At 33.2% G+C, this 20,710-nt stretch carries 16 protein-coding genes; 14 read left to right on the top strand and 2 right to left on the bottom strand.

The features are described from left to right. Positions 1-7 precede the first annotated feature (7 nt). From NNH57_RS12490 to NNH57_RS12435, 12 genes are all read left to right on the top strand, one after another. A complete protein-coding gene (locus NNH57_RS12490; RefSeq protein ID WP_108809104.1) occupies positions 8-1,444 on the top strand; it encodes a SusD/RagB family nutrient-binding outer membrane lipoprotein in 1,437 nt (478 codons plus the stop codon). Between the two features lie 151 nt (positions 1,445-1,595). Next, complete coding sequence (locus NNH57_RS12485) at positions 1,596-2,699, top strand: alkaline phosphatase family protein (protein ID WP_074407445.1); 1,104 nt, start codon at positions 1,596-1,598, stop codon at positions 2,697-2,699. A 278-nt stretch (positions 2,700-2,977) separates the two neighbouring features. Continuing rightward, positions 2,978-3,808, top strand: coding sequence for a DUF5694 domain-containing protein (locus tag NNH57_RS12480; RefSeq protein WP_108809105.1), 831 nt, complete (start codon positions 2,978-2,980; stop codon positions 3,806-3,808). Positions 3,809-4,172: 364 nt separating this feature from the next. Beyond that, positions 4,173-5,675 carry a pyridoxal phosphate-dependent decarboxylase family protein gene (locus NNH57_RS12475; protein WP_074407447.1) on the top strand — a complete coding sequence of 501 codons (1,503 nt, stop codon included), beginning with the start codon at positions 4,173-4,175 and terminating at the stop codon, positions 5,673-5,675. Positions 5,676-5,687: 12 nt separating this feature from the next. Beyond that, positions 5,688-7,019: a lysine N(6)-hydroxylase/L-ornithine N(5)-oxygenase family protein gene (locus tag NNH57_RS12470; RefSeq protein ID WP_074407448.1), complete on the top strand. Its 1,332-nt coding sequence runs from the start codon at positions 5,688-5,690 to the stop codon at positions 7,017-7,019. A 52-nt stretch (positions 7,020-7,071) separates the two neighbouring features. Further along, positions 7,072-8,259 (top strand): MFS transporter, encoded by a 1,188-nt coding sequence (locus tag NNH57_RS12465; RefSeq protein WP_234423445.1) that lies wholly within the window; start codon positions 7,072-7,074, stop codon positions 8,257-8,259. Positions 8,260-8,268: 9 nt separating this feature from the next. Then, positions 8,269-10,728 carry a GNAT family N-acetyltransferase gene (locus NNH57_RS12460; protein WP_108809106.1) on the top strand — a complete coding sequence of 820 codons (2,460 nt, stop codon included), beginning with the start codon at positions 8,269-8,271 and terminating at the stop codon, positions 10,726-10,728. Between the two features lie 10 nt (positions 10,729-10,738). Further along, on the top strand, positions 10,739-11,362 hold the full coding sequence (locus NNH57_RS12455) for a GNAT family N-acetyltransferase (RefSeq protein ID WP_199915448.1): 624 nt from the start codon (positions 10,739-10,741) through the stop codon (positions 11,360-11,362). Then, positions 11,355-13,196: an IucA/IucC family protein gene (locus tag NNH57_RS12450; RefSeq protein WP_074407450.1), complete on the top strand. Its 1,842-nt coding sequence runs from the start codon at positions 11,355-11,357 to the stop codon at positions 13,194-13,196. Before NNH57_RS12455 ends, NNH57_RS12450 begins: the two co-directional genes overlap by 8 nt. Before the next feature lie 36 nt (positions 13,197-13,232). Then, on the top strand, positions 13,233-14,171 hold the full coding sequence (locus NNH57_RS12445; protein ID WP_074407451.1) for a sterol desaturase family protein: 939 nt from the start codon (positions 13,233-13,235) through the stop codon (positions 14,169-14,171). Between the two features lie 6 nt (positions 14,172-14,177). Then, the gene (locus tag NNH57_RS12440) at positions 14,178-15,290 is read left to right on the top strand and encodes a heparan-alpha-glucosaminide N-acetyltransferase domain-containing protein (protein WP_074407452.1); all 1,113 of its coding nucleotides are present in this window, start codon (positions 14,178-14,180) and stop codon (positions 15,288-15,290) included. 4 nt (positions 15,291-15,294) lie between these two features. After that, entirely contained in the window at positions 15,295-16,122 is an 828-nt protein-coding gene (locus tag NNH57_RS12435; RefSeq protein WP_074407453.1) for a crotonase/enoyl-CoA hydratase family protein, read from the top strand. A 5-nt stretch (positions 16,123-16,127) separates the two neighbouring features. Here NNH57_RS12435 and NNH57_RS12430 read toward each other — a convergent pair whose 3' ends face one another. Further along, on the bottom strand, positions 16,128-16,676 hold the full coding sequence (locus NNH57_RS12430) for a flavodoxin (protein ID WP_074407454.1): 549 nt from the start codon (positions 16,674-16,676) through the stop codon (positions 16,128-16,130). 96 nt (positions 16,677-16,772) lie between these two features. On the opposite strand from NNH57_RS12430, the gene NNH57_RS12425 reads away from it, so the two are divergent. Continuing rightward, positions 16,773-17,132 carry a hypothetical protein gene (locus tag NNH57_RS12425; protein ID WP_074407455.1) on the top strand — a complete coding sequence of 120 codons (360 nt, stop codon included), beginning with the start codon at positions 16,773-16,775 and terminating at the stop codon, positions 17,130-17,132. Between the two features lie 44 nt (positions 17,133-17,176). Here NNH57_RS12425 and NNH57_RS12420 read toward each other — a convergent pair whose 3' ends face one another. Further along, positions 17,177-18,190, bottom strand: a complete 1,014-nt coding sequence (locus NNH57_RS12420) for an AraC family transcriptional regulator (protein WP_108809107.1) — start codon at positions 18,188-18,190, stop codon at positions 17,177-17,179. Positions 18,191-18,300: 110 nt separating this feature from the next. Between NNH57_RS12420 and NNH57_RS12415 the strand changes: the two genes are divergently transcribed. After that, positions 18,301-20,688, top strand: coding sequence for a TonB-dependent receptor (locus NNH57_RS12415; RefSeq protein WP_108809108.1), 2,388 nt, complete (start codon positions 18,301-18,303; stop codon positions 20,686-20,688). Positions 20,689-20,710 lie beyond the last annotated feature (22 nt).

Here is a 20,710-nt window from a genome sequence, read left to right as displayed (position 1 = left end):
AATAAAGATGAAAAAATATATAATAGTAATATTAACAATATTAGTATCAGTACTATCCTGTACTAATGATTTTGAAGAAACGAACGCTAACCCCAACCAACCCGAAGAAGTAAGTTCAGATTTATTAATATCTACAGTTATCTCTACTGTGGCTAATAGAGCAGCGCAATCTGGATGGGATAGAGGTAATATTGTAGGTCAGTTAACTGCAAAGATCAATTTTACAGGTTTTGATCGTTATGAATGGGGGTCAGAATCTGGATTATGGAATGAATACTATGGGATTCTCCCAGAAATTGATCTTATTTTGAAGACTTCACTACAAAAAGAAACCAGAAATACAAGTTATGAAGGGATGGCATTAATCCTTAGATCTTATGTCTTTTCTATTCTAACAGATAATTGGGGAAATATTCCTTTTTCAGAAGCGATAGATGGCCAAAATAATAACTTCACTCCTAAATACGATAATCAACAAGAGATTTATACCGCAATCCTCTTGGATTTAAAAAAAGCAGAAGAACAATTGGCAATAGGACAGCCTATTCTTGGTGGCGATGTTTTGTATGGAGGCGATCTTGAAAAATGGAGAAAGCTGGCAAACTCTTTAAGGCTACGTTATCTATTAAGAATTTCGAACAAAGTAGATGTTTCTTCAGAAATGAAAGAGATAGTAGATAGCGGTATTTTTATAGCTACCAATGCCGATAATGCGGCGGTACCCTATCCAGCAACAACACAAATAGATTCATGGCCTATAAGTACAGGTAGAATCGGAGGATTTGATGAACACCGACTTAGTGAAACCAGTGAGACCGTTTTGAAACAATTTAATGACCAACGCCTGTCAAAGTGGTTTCAGCCGACAGATAATCCAGATGATGATCCTAATCTTTTTGTAGGGTTAACTAATGGATTGAGTGAAGATAATGCATCAACATTTAATGGTGGGGCCAGTAACGTATCCAGAATTAATCAATCATTTTTTTATGATTCTCCAAATAGTGTAAAAGCAGCAATCATACAAGCAGCCGAAGTTCATTTTATCATTGCAGAAGCTGCACAACGAGGGTGGATCACCGCAGATGCTAAAACATCATACGAAAATGGAGTGAGATTATCCTTTGAATATTGGGAGGTTAATCAAGATATCAATACTTATCTTGCACAAACTGGTGTGGCATATGATGATAAGTTAGAAACAATAATCACTCAAAAATGGTTAGCATCATTTTTGGTTGGTTTTGAGGCTTGGTATGATTTCAGAAGAACAGGATTACCCTCGGCAATTGTTCCGGGACCAGACAATGTAAATGGTGATCGTGTACCAGTACGTTTTTTATATCCCGATAGCGAACAAACACTTAATAATGAGAGCTACGAGCAGGCAATTTCCCAAATGGGAGGCAATGATATTAATATAAAAGGCTGGTGGGAAAACTAATGATCACCAGGTTTTAGGGTAATGATATCATGTTTAGAACATAATAAATAAGAAAATATCAGATGGAATAAGCATAATTAAGAGCGGTAATACCAGCCAAAATGATTAGTGTGCGATTCCATCTGGTTTCTAAAATAATACATATAAACAGATGAAAAAAAATATAATCTTTATAGTCGTTCTTGCTTTGCATTTGTTTGCAGTTAATGGCAATGCGCAAAAAGAAAATTCGCCAAAAGTAATCTTGATCACTTTAGATGGATTACGCTGGCAAGAACTTTATACAGGTGCCGATTCTCTATTGATAACAAATAAGACGTATGTAAATGATACTACAAAGTTAAAAGCAGATTTTTGGAGGTCAAAAGCAAAAGAGAGAAGAGAAGCTCTGATGCCATTTTTTTGGAAAAAAATCACTACTATAGGTCAACTACACGGAAATAGAAACTCAGGAAGTAAAGTTGATCTAACGAATAATATGTGGTTTTCATATCCGGGATACAATGAGATCTTAACCGGGGTTGCAGATGATAAGAATATCAATAGTAATAAAAAGATAAATAACCCGAATAAAACGGTATTGGAAATAACAAATAATCTACCAGATTATAAAGGAAAAGTAGCTGCCTTTGGAAGCTGGGATGTATTTCCGTATATCGTAAATGAAGATCGTTCTGGGGTTCCTGTTAATGCAGGTTTTGAAGCTGTAACAGGAAATGATCTTAGTCAAAGGGAAGTATTTTTAAACCAGTTGCAAGACCAGATTCCGAGCCCTTGGAGTACAGTTCGTTTAGATGCTTTTACTCACCACTATGCAGTAGAGTATATGAAGAAAAACCATCCAGACTTGGTGTATATTGCATATGGTGAAACAGATGATTTTGCTCATGATGGAGACTATGAAGCCTACCTAAGAGCTGCTCATAATACAGATGGTATGATCAAAGAATTATGGGAGTTTACACAACAGGATGCGTATTATAAAGATAATACCGTTTTTATTATCTCTACAGATCATGGTCGAGGAACGGATCCTTTGGATACCTGGAAGAGCCATGGAACAAAGATAAAAAATGCAGGACAGGTTTGGATTGTTACTTTCGGAAAAGGAATAACAGTTTTGGGAGAGGTAAAGAATACCGAACAATTATACAGTAATCAAATAGCGGCTACTGTTGCTGCGATTATGGGAAATGAATATCCTGTAAAAAATGCTGGGAAACCAATTAAGAGTATAGTGAAATCAAAAAAATAACCACTTCTTAGTCAAAAAAGAGATAGTACATAAACTCTAACTTTTATTTTTGAATATCTAAGTAAACTCTCACAAAATGCTCGTTACTTATTCCTATATAAGCAAATGAATAATTATCAATGCATTTTGTGAGAGTTTACTTCCGTTTTAAGGAATATTCAGAATTTTTATTTCAAAAAGCAGTCATTACTTATCACTCTTTGATTGCTATTTATCATTCTTCCCTTTTTTTGTAACAACTTGAGTAAATTAACATCTTTACTATAAATGCGTTACCCATGAATCCTAAAAATCTGTTTTCTGTACTAGTATTTTCCGTTATTTTATTATTTCTGTCATGTGAGAAAACTAAACCGCTAGAATCGTCTAAAGAAAAAATAAAATCACCTAGTATTGCTTTATTTGGTACATTCCATTTTGCCACTACTTCAGATTATTCATCAATGGATCTTGATGATTTTAGGTCGACTAAAAGGCAAAAAGAAATTCGTTTGTTAATAGAAGCACTTAAAACATACAGGCCAACAAAAATTATGGTCGAATATCCTTACAGAAAAGAGGATAAACTCAATGATGATTATAAAGAATATCTCAATGGTATATATACGCTAAGTATTAATGAAATTGACCAATTAGGTTTTCGTCTTGCCAAAGAGTTAGGGCACCAAAAGCTTTATTGTATAGATCAAAAAATATCACTTCCTTTTGGACCATTGTCTAAATATGCAGAAAAATACGAAAAGCAAAAGTTTGAAACTTTCCTATCAAGTATCAAAGAAAATGATCAAGAAGACTCTAAGCGTTTAAAAACAACAACATTATTAGAATACTTTGCGTATAAAAACTCAAATGAAGAAGATTTAAAAAATAAGAATCAATACTTAAAAGGAACTGCCCAGTTCGTTTCCGATTCGACTTATATTGGAGTACAGTTTGTTTCAAAATGGTGGGAACGCAATTTTCATATTATGGCTAATATTGATATGCAAACTCAAAAAGATGATAGGCTTTTAGTTATTATAGGAGGAGCGCATCGAGCAGTTTTGAAAGATTTTTATGAGGATAGAGAAGATGTTAGATATGTTGAAATTTCAGACTATTTAAACTAGAGCGGTTTAGAATCTAGATCATTACTACATGCCTATATACAGTTTTTAGAATACTTCGATCTAAGCAGTGGTATACAGAGGTAAGGTAATATAATAATTTAAACATTATGTAACCTACTGTTTATCAATTATATAAGATATATTAGGCTGAGCTTTTTGGCATTCAGACTATAATTATTTAGGAGTTAAAAATGTTTAAACAACCTTGGTATTTATTTAAATAATTTTAAAATAATATAAGATATGTGTTAAGTAACACCTAGTTAAATATTCACGTCATTTTTTATCCAATTTCCGTCATTTAGTTATTTCAATTGATACCTAATTTTGCATTATAATTTATTTAGATTAAATAAAAATAATAATGTTGGATACCCAAATTACCCTTAAACCTGACCTCGCGGTTGACTATCTTTTTGATGCTCATTCTAAATATGAATACGAAGAATATATACAAAAAGCTGTTCAGTATATTAAAACCTTTTTAGATAATGACTGTTTTTATAGTGGAGAATCTGCAGAAATGCTTAAGTCTCGTAAAGAAGGAATTTCAGTAAATTCACAAACTAATTTATCTTTGGATCAGGCATTACGAGAGATTAAAGATGTGTTTCTTGACCATGCCATTTCTTTTCATCATCCTCATTATGTAGCGCATCTTAATTGTCCCGTTTTATTACCAGCATTGGTAGGAGATTTAATAGCTTCATCTGTTAACACAGCGATCGAAACCTGGGATCAAAGTACGTCTGCTACTTTAATAGAAAAAGAGATGATTCGTTGGATTTGTAATGAAATGAATTTCCCCGCAGAATCAGATGGTGTTTTTACCAGCGGGGGTACACAATCCAATTTTAAGGCACTTCTGATGGCTCGAGATCATTATGCATTTACACATTATGGAATCAACTTAAAGGAGAATGGATGGTCTGATGAGGTTAGTAAGTTTCGTATTTTTTGTTCAAATAAAGCACATTTCAGTATCAAAAAAAATGCAGCTTTATTAGGTATGGGATATGATGCTGTAATACCAGTAGAAACAGATGATAAGATGAAAATGAAAGTAGATGCTCTGGTACAGGCTATAGAAAAAGAAAAACAACGAGGCAATATACCAATTGCTATAGTTGCTACAGCTGGGACAACAGATTTTGGAAGCTTTGATCCTTTGCAAACGATCTCTAAAATTGCAAATGAGTATAATATCTGGTTTCATGTAGATGGAGCATACGGAGGATGTTATGTCCTAACCGATACCCATAAACATATGTTTAATGGCGTAGAATATGCCGATTCGATGACAATCGATTTTCATAAAACTTTGTTTCAACCAGTATGCTCTAGTGCCTTTCTGGTTAGAGATACAAAGTATTTTAAATATATTTCTTACTACGCAGATTATCTTAATCCTATAGAAAACAGGGATGAAGAACATCCAGATTTGATTGAGAAATCTATTCAGACTACTCGACGATTTGATGCTTTAAAACTATGGTTTACTTTAAAAGTAACTGGAGCTAAAAATTTGGGAGGATTTCTAGAAAGAGTACACCACCTGGCCAGAGAAATCTATTACATCATTAAGGATGATATCTATTTTGAAGTAGCGCACAAACCAGAATTAAGCACTCTTGTATTTCGGTTTAAGATTCCTGGTGTATCAGATGAAAAAATCTTGGATACTGTGAATCTATATATTAAAAATACGCTTTTTAATGCGGGTAAAGCTTCTGTAGCCAGTACTAAACTAAATGGTAAAACCTACCTAAAATTTACCTTGTTAAACCCGAGAACAACAAAAGAAGATCTGATAGAGGTTGTTAAAATGATCAAAGAACAGGGGCTAATCTATGCCACAAATAATTAAAATAATACGATGATGAGTGATACTAAAATAATAGATTTTGTAGCGGTAGGGATTGGTCCTTTTAACCTGGGATTGGCTTGTTTAACCGAACCTATTGATGGGCTAGAGGGAGTTTTTTTAGACAAAAGTTCTAAGTTTGACTGGCATCCCGGGATGTTACTTCAGGATACAACATTACAGATTCCGTTTATGGCAGATTTGGTAACTCTTGCAGATCCTACCAGCCCATTTAGTTTTTTGAATTATATCAAAAAGCAAGGACGTATGTACTCCTTCTATATAAAAGAAAATTTCTTATTACTTCGCAATGAATACAATCAATATTGCCAATGGGTAATAGAAAAACTGCCTAACCTGTTTTTTAATACCGAAGTAACTCATATACAATATAATGAAAAAGAAGAGTATTACGTTGTTACTTCAAAATGTACACAGACCGATGACTTAAAAATATACAAGGCAAGAAAATTGGTTTTAGGTACAGGAACTCAACCTTATGTTCCGGGATGCTGCAGGCAATTAGAAGGAAAAGCATTTCACTCTTCATCATATTTAAAGAGTAAAACAGTAGTACAATCCAAAAAATCTATTACCATATTAGGTAGCGGGCAAAGTGCAGCAGAGATTTTTTATGATCTTTTGCAAGAGATTGAAACAAAAGAATATCAATTAAACTGGATTACCAGATCCCCAAGGTTCTTTCCATTAGAATATTCTAAATTAACTCTAGAGATGACTTCTCCAGAGTATGTAGATTACTTCTATAACCTGCCACAGAGTAAAAAGAATCATTTAATTCAAAATCAAAAACATCTCTATAAAGGAATTAATCAAGATCTAATTGCAGATATCTATGATCTAATCTATACCAAGCAGTTGACTAATGATGTTAGGATATCATTACGTACCAATTCTGAGTTGACCACCGCAGCGTATAATGAAAATCACGATACTTTTGATCTTGAACTACATCAAATTGAACAAGATAAACGATACAGTCATCAAACAGAGGCATTGATACTAGCAACTGGCTATACCTATCAGAAACCAGAATTTATAGAAGGTATCGCAGATCGGATTAAGTGGGATGATAAAAACCGATATGATGTACATCGCAATTATAGTATCGATAAACAAGGTAAGGACATCTATGTGCAAAATGTAGAATTACATACCCACGGATTCGTAACTCCAGATTTAGGAATGGCTTGTTATCGCAATTCTTTCATCATTAAAGAACTAACAGGAAAAGAGTATTATCCGATAGAAAAACGTATTGCTTTTCAACAATTTGAAGTGACTCAGGAAGAAGAAATTAGTATGGAAAAACCTGTTTTAAGGTAAACCATAAACCAGGCCTTGCAGATCTGTAAGGTCTATAAATTGTAACCCTACAATGACTCTAAAAAAGATCCTTATTCTTATGACTCTGGTAGCGGTGGTAAGCGATTATTTGCTACACCCCTTTTATCCACAGTTTTTTGAAGCTCGCTTTGGGATTACAGATCCCAAATATGTAGGGTACTATTTTGCTGCCATTTGCTTTATGGTGATGATTGCATTTCCGTTTTGGGCATATATATCAAAAAAAATGTCCGAGCTTAATATTTTGGTATATACGCAATGTATAGCAGGAATATTAGCATTATTCTGTTATTGGACCACCTCTTATGTTAATTTCTGGATCATATCCTTGATTATGGTATTATTTAAAGGAAGTTATCTTTTGGTATACCCCTATATCTTAAAAATTATTACCAAAAAAGAACACACAAGCACGATAGGAGTGCTCTCTGTTGTTGTACATCTAGGAGGGATTTTAGGAGCAGTGATTGGTGGATTGACCGTAGATCTCGTTGATGCCAGTTATATTTTTCTGGTGATGGCCACTGGAGATTTTATGCAAATGGGAATAAGCATGTATGTACTGCGTAGCAAAAAATATGATACAAATAAAATTATTGAAACTCAATCGACTCTTGATGCTAAGGATAAAATTATTCCCCAAGGTTTTATCCTTAAGATTGGGTTAGTAACCATGATCTTATATTTTAGTGATTTTCTAATCCGCCCTTTTTTCTCATTATATTGGGAAAGCCTCTCTGATTATGATGGTAAATTAATTTCTGGAAGCATATATGCGATACCTGGTTTTGTAGCATTAATTGCGCTGTGGATCAATACAAAGTATAGTCCGGAAAATAAAAATAAGAGCATCATTTCAGCATTATTTCTAGGAATGATTGGACTCATACTTCAAGGGCTTCCTGTTGAGGCCATTGTGATCGTAGGAAGAATCATTTATGGTTGGGCGATTTTTCAGGGAGTAGTACGTTTTGATGTATTACTGTTTGAGTTTAGTTCACCAAATTCTTATGCTATCGATTACAGTAAGGTTCATTTTTTTCAAAACCTGGGAGTATTACTAGCTTCTTTTTCGGTAGGGATTGTGGTAGATCAACACGGGTTACAAATTCCATTTACAGTAGCATTAGCAGGTTTTTTCATTACACTAGCAATGTACTATTTCATGTTTATCAGAACAACAATTAGAGCAAAAGCAAAGAATCTAGCAAAAACATAAAGATTTTATATGTCAGTACAAGAACATACAGGTTTAGTAACATCTGCAAAAGAAGGATATGAGTTTTCATCATCATATAAGAACTTTGGTGATATTCATATACGACATTTTGATGTTGAAACAGACAGTATTGTATTACACGATTGGGTAAATCGGGATTATGCTTTATTCTGGGGTATGCAACAAAGTTCGGTTGAGAAAGTAAAAGCCGAATATGCCAAATTAATACGACCAGATCATTATGATATTTTTGTTGGTGTATATAGAGAACAACCTGTTTTTGTATTAGAACGTTACCACCCACAACAAGATCTTATCGGGAAGCATTACCCAGCCCAGAGCAATGACTGTGGTATTCATATTATAGTAGCACCACCATCCGAAGGTAAAATTGAAAACTTTACATGGTATATGTTTGATACGATCATGAATTTTGTTTTTCAGGATGAAAAAATACATCGAATTATAGTAGAGCCCGATATACGAAATAAAAAAATGTTTTCGATTTGCCAACGTGTAGGCTTTCAGCTAGATACTATTGTCGAACTTCCGCATAAAACCGCACAACTCGCTTTCTTAACCAGACAAAAACATAACCAACTTAAATTATTTCCACAAATCCATAAAAGAAGTGCAATGAATACGTTAGACAACGCCGTTTCGCCCCAGCAATCTGTATCCCATATACAACCAGAATTATGGGTTAAAGTAAATACTTTACTAATCAAAAAAGCAATATGCGAATTTAGCCATGAGTTACTTATACAACCTAGAATAGTAGAAAAATTGGGAGACGGTTGGAATAGGTATACTTTGGAAGCCGATAATCCTGAGATTCGATATGAATTTAGAGGAAAACAGTTGGCATTACATCATTTATGGATTAGCGAAGTTTCTATTCAGAAATATGAATCCGAAAAATCGGTAAGGCTAGATGCTATTTTATTTATCAAAGAGTTTAGAGAAAAATTAGGGATTGATACTACTGCAATGCCCGTATATCTCGAAGAAATTATTAGCACCTTGTACGGAAGTGCTTTTAAACATGTAAAAAGAAATCCTTTGGCTATAGATTTGGTCTCTGCAGATTTTCAGACTATCGAGCAATCAATGATGGAAGGTCACCCTGGTTTTGTGGCTAATAATGGCCGAATAGGATTTGATAGTAGTGATTATAGATCGTATGCTCCTGAAGCCGGAAATTCTTTTTATCTCATATGGTTAGCAGGTCATAAAAGTAATACCGTATATGCTGCTATCGAGGATTTACCGTATGAAACCTTAATTGAACAAGAATTAGATACAGATACAATTTCATCATTTAATACTGTAATAAAAAATAAGGGTTTTGATCCAGATGAGTACTACTTCATTCCGATGCATCCCTGGCAATGGTTTAATAAATTAGCTAATATATTCTCTCCAGAGATTGCCAAAGGAAACCTGATTTGCTTGGGTTATGGTCCTGATCAATACCTGGCGCAACAATCGATTCGTACATTATTTAATATTTCGAATCCCCATAAGTTATATACCAAAACAGCTCTCTCTATCTTAAATATGGGATTTATGAGAGGATTGCCTTTATATTATTTGGGTACAGCCCCAAAAATGGCAGTTTGGCTAGAAGAATTATTGTATAATGATCCATACATTAAAGAAACAGGATTTAAAATGCTGGGAGAAATAGGTTCTGTTAGCTATGTAAATCCATATTTCAAGGAGTTTGGGCCACATAATGACTATAATAAAATGCTGGCTTCATTATGGAGAGAAAGCCCGATGGGTATGATCGATGACGGGCAAAAACCAATCACAATGGCTGCTTTTCTGCATATTGATCAAACCGGAGAAGCATTACTACCCAAAATTATTGCTGCCTCAGGCCTATCTATCTCAGAATGGTTACACGATTATTTTAAAGCATATCTAAGTCCGCTAATACACTGTTTTTATCATTTTGATTTGGTGTTTATGCCTCACGGCGAAAATATCATCATGGTATTAGAAAATAACATACCGGTAAAAATATTAATGAAAGATATTACCGAGGAAGCTTGTATTCTTAGTCCAAAAGTTAAATTGCCAGAGTACCTGAAACGTATGTATGCTCCTGTTCCCGAAGATGTGAAATTGTTATCAATTTTCACAGATATTTTTGATGGTTTTTTTAGATTCATGTCTCATATCTTGGTTGAACACGCAGGATATTCTGAAGAGAATTTCTGGCAATTGGTAGCAGAAAATATTCAACATTACCAGGAACGCTATCCAGAAAAAGCAACCAAATTTAAACAATACGATCTTTTTGCGCCAGAATTTCATCTATCGTGTCTTAACAGGCTACAATTAAGCAACAATAAACAGATGATTGATCTGGATGATCCTGTTGCATTACTTCAGTTTGCAGGACGATTACAAAACCCTATTGCTGCTTTTAAAAAAGAAAAACCCAGCTCTCTAGTATAAGATCCTTTTTATGAATAACGCAGCAACCATACAAACCACAGTTTTTTCTAGAACTATTAAAGGACTAGGAGATATACATTTACGTCTTTTGGATAAAGAAAAAGATATAGAAACTATCCACGATTGGGTTACTAAGTCTTATGCTACTTACTGGGGTATGCAAGAACATACCTTAGAAGAAGTACGACTTGCGTATCAAGAAATAATCGAATCAGATCATCATGATGCTTTCATAGGCGTACTAAATAACCAACCTATTTTTTTAATGGAACGTTACCTTGCTGTAAAAGATCCTATTTCGGCATATTATAAGGCAGAAAAAAGAGACCGTGGGATGCATATTTTGGTTAGCCCCATCAAAAAAAAGATTCCAAATTTTACCTGGCATGTATTTTCTACTATTCTCGAATATCTGTTTAGTGATCCTCAAACTAATCGCATTGTTGTAGAACCAGATGTGAGAAATGAAAAAATTCATGTACTCAATAAACGAGCAGGGTTTCAATATCATAAAGAAATTGAATTACCTCATAAAACAGCAGCACTAGCTTTTTGTGATAGGAAAGATTATAAGAAAGCACTCTTACGAGAAGAAAATAAAAATATAGTACACAAAAATAAAATCAATGGCTAAGTTAGATATGGTAATCCAACCAGAAGTTAATCTTGATCATCTAAGACTTGATGTTTGGAAAAAAGTAAATCGAGCCCTTGTTAAGAAAGCAATTAGCGAATTTACACACGAATTACTCTTACAACCAAAACCACAGTATCAGGAAAAATATTGGGGACATTTTGTTTTGGTCTCAGATATACCAGGAATTACCTATGAGTTTAAAGCTAAAAAACGAAGTCTTGATCATTGGCATATCGATGAAAATAGCCTTATGAAAAGACGAAATGGAAATCTGGTGACTGTAGATGCCATACATTTTATTTTAGAATTTAGAAATACTTTGGGAATTTCTGATGACATGTTGCCTACCTATCTCGAAGAGATTACCAGTACCTTATCTGGTGCGGCATATAAATATCACAATAAAAAATGCTCTTCAAAAGAATTAGCACAATGTAGCTTTCAGGTAATAGAGCATGCAATGACCGAAGGACATCCTTGTTTTGTGGCTAATAATGGGCGAATAGGTTTTGATGCCGAAGATTACATTAAATATGCCCCCGAAACCGATAATTCGTTTCAGATTATATGGCTGGCTGGTCATCAAGATAAAGCGACATTTACCGCAGTAAAAGGATTTGAATATAAATCACTAATGAGGCGAGAACTTGGTGTCGCTACCATAGCCAAATTTAATATTACATTAGAAGACTTAGGGTTGGATATGGAATCCTATGTTTTTATACCCGTTCACCCCTGGCAATGGCATAATAAGATCATTCATATTTTTGCTGCAGATATTGCAAATATGGATCTTGTGTTTCTGGGAAAAGGAGAAGATCAGTATTCTGCGCAACAATCGATAAGAACATTATACAATAAAACGGCTCCTGATAAATTATATACAAAAACAGCACTATCTATTTTAAACATGGGGTTTATGCGAGGTCTTTCTCCATATTATATGCAAAGCACACCCCATATCACTGCTTGGATAACAGAATTGCTTAAAGATGATAAATACCTTAAAAAAACAGGGTTTACCATGTTGGGTGAAGTTGCTACTGTTGGATATAAAAACCTTAATTACGAAGTTTTAGGTAAGACAAATGCTCGTAATAAGATGCTTTCTGCTTTATGGAGAGAAGCTCCTGGGACTAAGATTAAAGAAGGTCAGCAGGTAATGACCATGGCTGCCTTTTTACATATAGATAATGATAATACTTCATTGTTAGCAGAATTGATACAAGCTTCTTCATTTGATATTGCAACCTGGTTAAAAAAATATCTACAATGCTACCTAAGTCCGTTATTACACTGTTTCTATGCTTATGAGTTGGTTTTTATGCCACATGGCGAAAATCTGATTATGGTGATGGAGAATCATACTCCTGTAAAGGCACTGATGAAAGATATTACCGAAGAAGTAATCGTTTTTAATTCTGAATTAAACTTACCCGAAGAAGTAAAACGCCTGTATACCGAAACTTCTGATAAGATGAAAGTACTTTCAATTTTTACAGATGTGTTTGATTGCTTTTTTAGGTTTATGGGAGATATACTTGAAGAATATTGTGAGTATCCTGATGGACTATTCTGGGAGTTGGTTGCCGATTGTATTAACACATATCAACGAAAACACCCTGAATTAGAAGCGCAATTCAAGAAATATGACCTTTTTGTATCAGAATTTGATAGATGTTGCCTCAATAGATTACAATTAAACAATACAAAACAAATGCTGAATCTGGCAGACCCTATAGAGAGTTTACAATTAGTAGGAACCCTTAAAAACCCTATTGCAGAGTATCGTAATAATAAAGTAAGGATTACAGCTGTGAGTAACTTATAAAAGAAGACCAGTTTAACCTATTTATTCTAATAAGGCATGAACGAAACAATTCAAATATGGTTAGATAAATTTCAGAGTATTTCTGGAATTGTTATTATAACTCTAGTCGTTATAGAATGGGTTATTCTGTTTATAACCAGGAAAATAGAAAGCCATAAAGAAGGTGTAGTAAATATCGTATCCTATATATTAGAATCGATTCCGTACATTTTTTTGGGTAAGATTGTGATTTTGGGAATAATGATGTGGGGATATGAATACCGCTTATTTACCTTAGGATATGAATGGTATATATGGATACTGGCCTATTTTTTATATGATTTCATGTTTTATGTAATGCATTTTATAGGGCATAAAATTAGATTCTTTTGGTGTATCCATGGGGTGCATCATACCGCAGAAGAAATGAAGTTAACGGTAGCAGTACGAGGATCATTTCTTATTTTTTTGCACATGCCGCATACCATATTATGGCTTCCTCTATTAGGATTTGATCCATTTATGATTTTTATCATAGAGTTAATAGCAAATTTGTACGGACTTTATGAACATGTGAGCGAAAAATTAATCGGTAGACAGCCTTGGTTAGAGTGGATTCTTATAACTCCTTCTCTGCATAGAGTACATCATGCCAAAAATCATAAATACTTAGATACAAACTACGGAGAGACTTTTTCTATTTGGGATAAAATTTTTGGAACCCTACAAGTCGAACTAGATGATGAAAAACCCGTGTATGGATTAATGGGTGATAGTATAAATAGTGAGAGTTTATGGCAAATTCAATTGCTATTATGGAAAGAGCTTTGGGCCGATATGAAGACAGCAAAAAAATTATCAGACAAATTAAAATACTTGATTATGTATCCCGGTTGGAACCATATTGATGGAGGTAAAAAAGCAAGTGATTATAGATCTGAAGCATGGATACGAGACGAACTAATAAAACGAACACAAAAAGAAGTACAAACGTAAATACAGATGAGAAATAATAATAGAATTTTAGCAATAGATTTAGCGAGAGGGGTAAGTGTATTGATGGTAATCATAGTACATACCTTATGGATATATGGTGATATATCTACTCAATCAAATACCTGGCTAGGAGGAGTGGTTCATTTTATAGGAAAAGGAACTCCGATGTTTTTAATTGCAATGGGAGTTTCATTTACCTTATCCAGAAATCAAAGCATAGTATTATCTATAAAACGGGCATTATATATTCTGGCAGCAGGATATATTATGAACTTTCTAAAATTTGTTTTACCAGTTCTAATTGGGACAATGCCAGATGCTTTTATAGAAGCCTATGGCTGGACAGCTCCTGCTACTATAGATAACATGATCTATATGTTGCTTACTGGTGATATATTACAACTTGCTGGAGTTTCTCTATTATTTATGGGAATTATAAACAAATTTTCAAAAAACAAGTATGTACCATTAATTATAGCATTTATAATAGCTGTAGTAACCAAGGAGGTACACGGTTTCCAATTAGGAATAGGAAGTGTGGATTATATCCTGGACCTAATGTGGGGAGCAAAGTGGAATGTATATTTTGCTGTATTTCCTTGGTTTTCTTTTATACTTATTGGGATGTTTTTTGGAATGTGGTATAAAGAGAATAATAAAAGTAATGCCCATATATTTAAAAAAATGTTTATAGCAGGTGTTCTTTTGATGTTGATCGGGGGTGGATTGTGTTTTTATAATTTTGAGTATCACTTCGGAGATTATTTTCATTTAGGACCAGGAGGAACTATTTATCTGGCAGGATTCAATTTAGTGCTAATGTGGTTAGCGCATATATTAGTTACCTATATAAAAGCAAATAGAGTTTTTGAGTTTCTATATTACTGTAGTAAACGAGTAACTACGATATACATCATTCAATGGGTAATTATCTGTTGGGGAATGGGAGCTTTAGGATACCAGCAATTTGGCATTACAGGAGTTCTGATTTTGATCCCTTTTTATATAATGTTAACACTCGGAATCCAAAAATTACTGTTTGATAAACCATTTTGGTCGAAGCACACAAAAAAGCAAAATAATATCACAAAAAATTCAATATCTCTACAAAAACCTTAATATCATGCGACAATTTGATTGTATTACAGTAGAATACTTTAGAAACCATGAACTTTTATTATGGAAAATCAAAGATACAGGAATGCCTAATTTCTGTTTAAAAGGACTGAAAGAGTTTAAAGAATTTTCATCTTGGATAAAGGATTATTTTTCACACCCGGATCGCCCTCTTAAGTTCATTGTTTCGGCTTCAGAACATGAAGGGATTTATAACATGGGGGGAGATCTTCCGTTTTTCTTAGAAAATATACGGTCAAAAAATGTAAGTAACTTAAAGATGTATGCACATTTATGTATTGATGCGATTTATAATATCTACAGCTCTTTTGATCTGCCAATACTAACGATCGCCTTGGTAGAGGGAAATGCATATGGCGGTGGATTTGAATGTGCATTAGCCCACGATTATATTATTGCAGAAGGAAAAACGCAGTTTTGTTTACCAGAAAATAAGTTCAATCTATTTCCGGGAATGGGAGCCTATAGTTTGTTATTGAGAAAACTTAGTACAGGAGATGCTAATACAATTTTAAAAAGCGATAAAATTCATAAAGCAAGATATTTACAATCATTGGGGTTAATAGAAGAATTGGCCGAAAAAGGAGAGGGAATAGTATCTTTACATAGTTTTATAAATAAAACAACCGAAAAATTTAATTTTGAGTACCATCATGTAAAAAGTAAGAAAAATGTTTTTCCGCTACGAAAAGAAGAACTTTTGAAAATCACAGATTTATGGGTAGAGGCATGTATGAAGATCAGTACATTCGATCTTCGTAAGATGGAAATCCTCATAAATGCGCAATCTAGAAAAGTAAAAGTAGAATTCTAAATAGATTAGCTTAAAACAACTTCTTCTAAAACCAGATAAGGTTCTAACTCTAATTTTAACTGATAGATCCATTTTTCTAAGCGTTCATCGCTTAATTGAGATTCGTTATCATGATCTAATGCGAGACCATAAAAATAATCTTCTTTTCCTTCTATGACAGCTACAGAATCTGTAAATCGATATCCTTCTATAGGCCAATGCCCTATGATCTCTCCTCCGTTTTCTAATATAACTTTGGCAAGTATACCAATACCATCTACAAAGTATTCTCCATACCCGATTTGATCTCCCAAACCATAAATAGCCACTACTTTGTCGGTAAAATCAATTTCTTTAAAATCATCAAAGAAAGCTTCCCAATCACTTTGCAGATCACCGTCATACCATGTTGATAATCCTAAAATTAGGATTTTAAATTGATCAAAATCCTCTTTAGATACATCATCAATTTCTCGCACGTCTAACTCTTCACTACCCCAAAGAGAAACAAAATCTTTGGTGATATCATCAGTACATCCGGTATCTGATCCATAGAACAAGCCAATTTTTTCCATAATGGTTACAATTAAATATTTCTACAAAAATATATTATTTTTAATTATTCTAAATAAAAATAATACAATAAATTTGAATATCGAAATTTAATAGATATGTATATTTTAGATCCATTGTATTGTAATAGCACTGGTGCCGCCTATAGGGTAAAAAAAAATAATGACGAAAACGAGGCAAAACAAAAAATACAACTGCAAATAGGTGATATTGCCGTTTTGATGAATAACAAAGAAATAAAAACATTTCTTACTGTTATTCGTTCTGCCCGAAAAGGATGTCAATGCGATAATTGCGATAATCAAAATTTTTATAAAACCATAAAATGTAATACTCCACAGGTGGAAATTAATTTTAAATTAACTCCAGAAATTTTGGATGGGTTAGAGGAATTAGTCTTAGGGGTTTTATTTCATGAAGAATATAATGATATCCTGCAAAATAATCGGATAAATTAGTATGTCGAACTTGTTTAAGAGGATATATGCATATCACAGTTGTTTTATCCTATTGTTTCCAATCCTTTTTGTCTGTACTTTTTAGGAGTAATGCCTTCGAGCTTTTTAAAAGCAGCAGTAAAATGAGTAGAATTTTTATAGCCTACTAATTCTGAAATCTCATATATCGGTTTTTTTCCGTGTTGCAATAATTTTTTTGCTTTACTCATTCTCAAATTCAAAGCATATTCAAAGATTGTAGTACCAAAAACACGTTTAAATTCTTTTTTAAGTATAAAGTCATTAAGTCCAACCATACGGGTTAATTCGTGAACAGAATATTGAATGGTTAAATCAGAGCTTATAATAAACTGAACTTCATATAGCTTTTTAATTAGGTTATCGGTATTTGAGATTTCAGTTTTAGCATTCTTTTGTATGTCTAATTGTAGAGAAAGTAACTCTAGTACTTTTGATTCTAGAAATAAACGTTTTAATAGACCTTGTCGAGTATCGGTTAATAGCTCTGCAAGTATTTCCTGGGTTTTGGTACATAGAGGTTTTGTAAACTCTTTATCCTGTTTTTCTAGTTCATATTTTTCACGAATTCCATATGCTGAGTCGAGTTTATGTTTTTTAATAAAATCCAGACTCATTCTAATCTTAATCTCTTTAAAATATTTGTTTTTATGATATTTAATAGATCCAGAAGTTTGGGATATATATACGAGGTAACTTTCCTGGCTTTCATAAATCAGATCATAATTTTTTCCATTAATTTTAATGATTTGTTCACCATCAATTAGGTAAGAAAGCTCTAGGGCATTTATCGCATATGTCCCATGAATATCGAAATCCTTGTTTAAGGATACATCAAAAATTGCTATATGTAACCCATCAAAATGATTGTACTCTATATAACCATCTCCATATTCTGGTAGGAATTGAAATTTTTTTGTAAGTATACCACAGTGTTCCTGGGTATTAATTAGTTCTGTAACAGTATGTAATGTGCATTTATTTTGATTGTTTGAGTTTGTTGTTTTTGAAGACTCTTTATTGCGTCTTTTTTTATCCATGATGCGTCATTTTTCTCTTTCCCTAGATACTAATTTTGCAATTAAATTTATTTAGACCAAATATAAATAATAATATAAAGTCTAAACTAAATTGTTTAAAAAAAATTGTAATGTCAGTGATTATTTTAAGAAAAAACAGTTGTCTTTTTTTTCTGCTTTTATACGCAATGGTCTGTAACGCTCAGAGCAAGGTAACAGGTGTGGTTTTGGATCAGGATTCTAATCCGATTCCCGAAGCATCTATACAGGTTTTAGAACTTCAAGATAAAGGGACTGTAAGTGATTTTGATGGTAACTTTAGTTTAAAAATACCTCCGGGATCCTATACTCTAAAAGCTAGTTTTGTAGGTTTTAAAAACTACATAAAGAAGATAGCAGTAAGTAATTCAACAACTACATCCTTAACAATTGTTTTACAAGAAGATATTAAGCAACTAAGTGATGTAATTGTAAATGCAAAATCTAACGCTCGAAATACAAGAGAAAAAGCATTCGAAGTTGAAGTTGTACAGACCAAAGGACTTAAAAATGTAAGCGTAGATGTTAACTCTATTTTAATGACTATTCCTGGTGTTAATGTAAGACAAAGAGGAGGTTTAGGCTCTGGTTTTGACTTTTCATTAAACGGTTTATCCGGCAAACAAGTTAAATTTTTTATCGATGGTATTCCTTTAGAAAATTTCGGAAGCTCATTGTCACTAAATAATTTTCCGGCAACTTTGGTAGACAGAGCCGAGGTCTATAAAGGTGTTGTTCCCATATATTTAGGAGCAGATGCTTTGGGAGGTGCAGTAAACATCATTACAAACCAACGTAAAAATAATTTTCTGGATGTTTCCTATGATACAGGTTCTTTTAATACACATCGTGCTACGATAAATGGGCAATATTATGGTAAAAAAGGCTTTGCTGTAAAAGTTTCTTCTTTTTATAATTATTCTGATAATGACTATAAGATAGATGGTATTGAAATAAGGGATGAACTGGGGAACGATACAGGGATTAGGCGTGATAATGTAAGACGATTTCATGACGCATATAATTCTCAAATGATCCGTATTGAAACTGGTTTTGTAGATAAAAAATTTGCAGATAAATTACTGGTTGGGATTACCGCATCGGCTAATAAAAATGAGATTCAGCATCCTATTGATCCTCAGAATCCATTTGGTGAAGTTTTTACAGAGAATGGTGTAATTAAAGCTTCTGTCACTTTTGAGAAAGCAAATCTACTCAAGGAAAAACTGAAAGTAAAACTTTATGCTTCTATTGGTCAAAATAATGACAAAGTAGTAGATACTTCTGCACGAAAATATGATTGGTTTGGTAATTTTATAGAAAGAGGGGATCAAAACTTAGGAGAACTCGAATTCAGTAAAACCTTATTTGAGTTTAAGGATAATACACATCTGATTAATGCTTATGGGAGTTATAAGATCAATGACAAGAGTAAGTTCAATATTAATTTTACCAAGAATTATATTAAAAGAAGAGGTGAAGATCCTGCCAGAGTGGGAAGAATACCTTTTAATGACCCTCATATTATAGACAAAAATATATTTGGTGTATCCTATGATTTGAGCTTATTTGATGCTACCTGGAATACCACGCTATTTGCGAAAGGATATTTACTAAACTCAGAAGGTATTATTGAAGATGTATTTACTAATGTAGAAGCAGATCGTTTTACAAAGATTGAGAATACATTCGAAGAGTTAGGGTATGGATTTGCATCGACCTATAAATTTTCAGATCACGTTCAGGTAAAAGGTTCGTTTGAGAAAACATTCAGGATCCCTGATGGCTATGAGGTTTTTGGAGATGGTTTTTTGTTGAAATCAAATCCAGAGTTATTACCAGAAGAGAGTTATAATGCAAATCTTGGAGTTCTTTTAAATACAGATATTAATAAGTTCAAATTGCGTTTTGATACTAACGTTTTCCTTAGAGAATCAGAGAATTTTGTTGCAATTCGATCTGAAGGAATTTTTTCTAAGTTTTATAATACGGCAGCAGCAAGAAGTACAGGAGTAGAAGGCGAAATTAGAACATTATATAATGATATTCTATTTCTGGATCTTAATGCAACCTATCAAAATATTATTGATCGTAATGTAGGAGAGAATTCTGGGGTCGATTTTCTAAAAAATCAACGAATTGCTAATATTCCATATCTATTCGGTAATGCCAGAATAGGATGTAATTTAAAAGATATTTTTTCTACCAACGATCAAGTAACATTCTCCTGGGGTTCATACTACGTACATGATTATCCACTAACCTCTTTTGTAGAAGGAGATCCAAACGAGAGGGCTATTATACCAGAACAATTGTCACATAATGTACAACTAGGATATTCTTTTAAAAAAGGGACTTATAATATCTCTGTACAGGCAAGAAATGTAACTGACAAGAAAGTGTATGATAATTTTGAAATACAACAGCCGGGACGAGCTTTCTATGTAAAATTAAGATACTATTTAACAAACAAAAACTAGTAATAACTATAAATCATATCAT

The sequence above is a fragment of the Aquimarina spinulae genome (assembly GCF_943373825.1).
GTDB classification, from domain to species: Bacteria; Bacteroidota; Bacteroidia; order Flavobacteriales; family Flavobacteriaceae; genus Aquimarina; species Aquimarina spinulae.
Note: the sequence above shows the minus strand (reverse complement) of the source record. Positions and strands in the feature narration are given on the sequence as shown.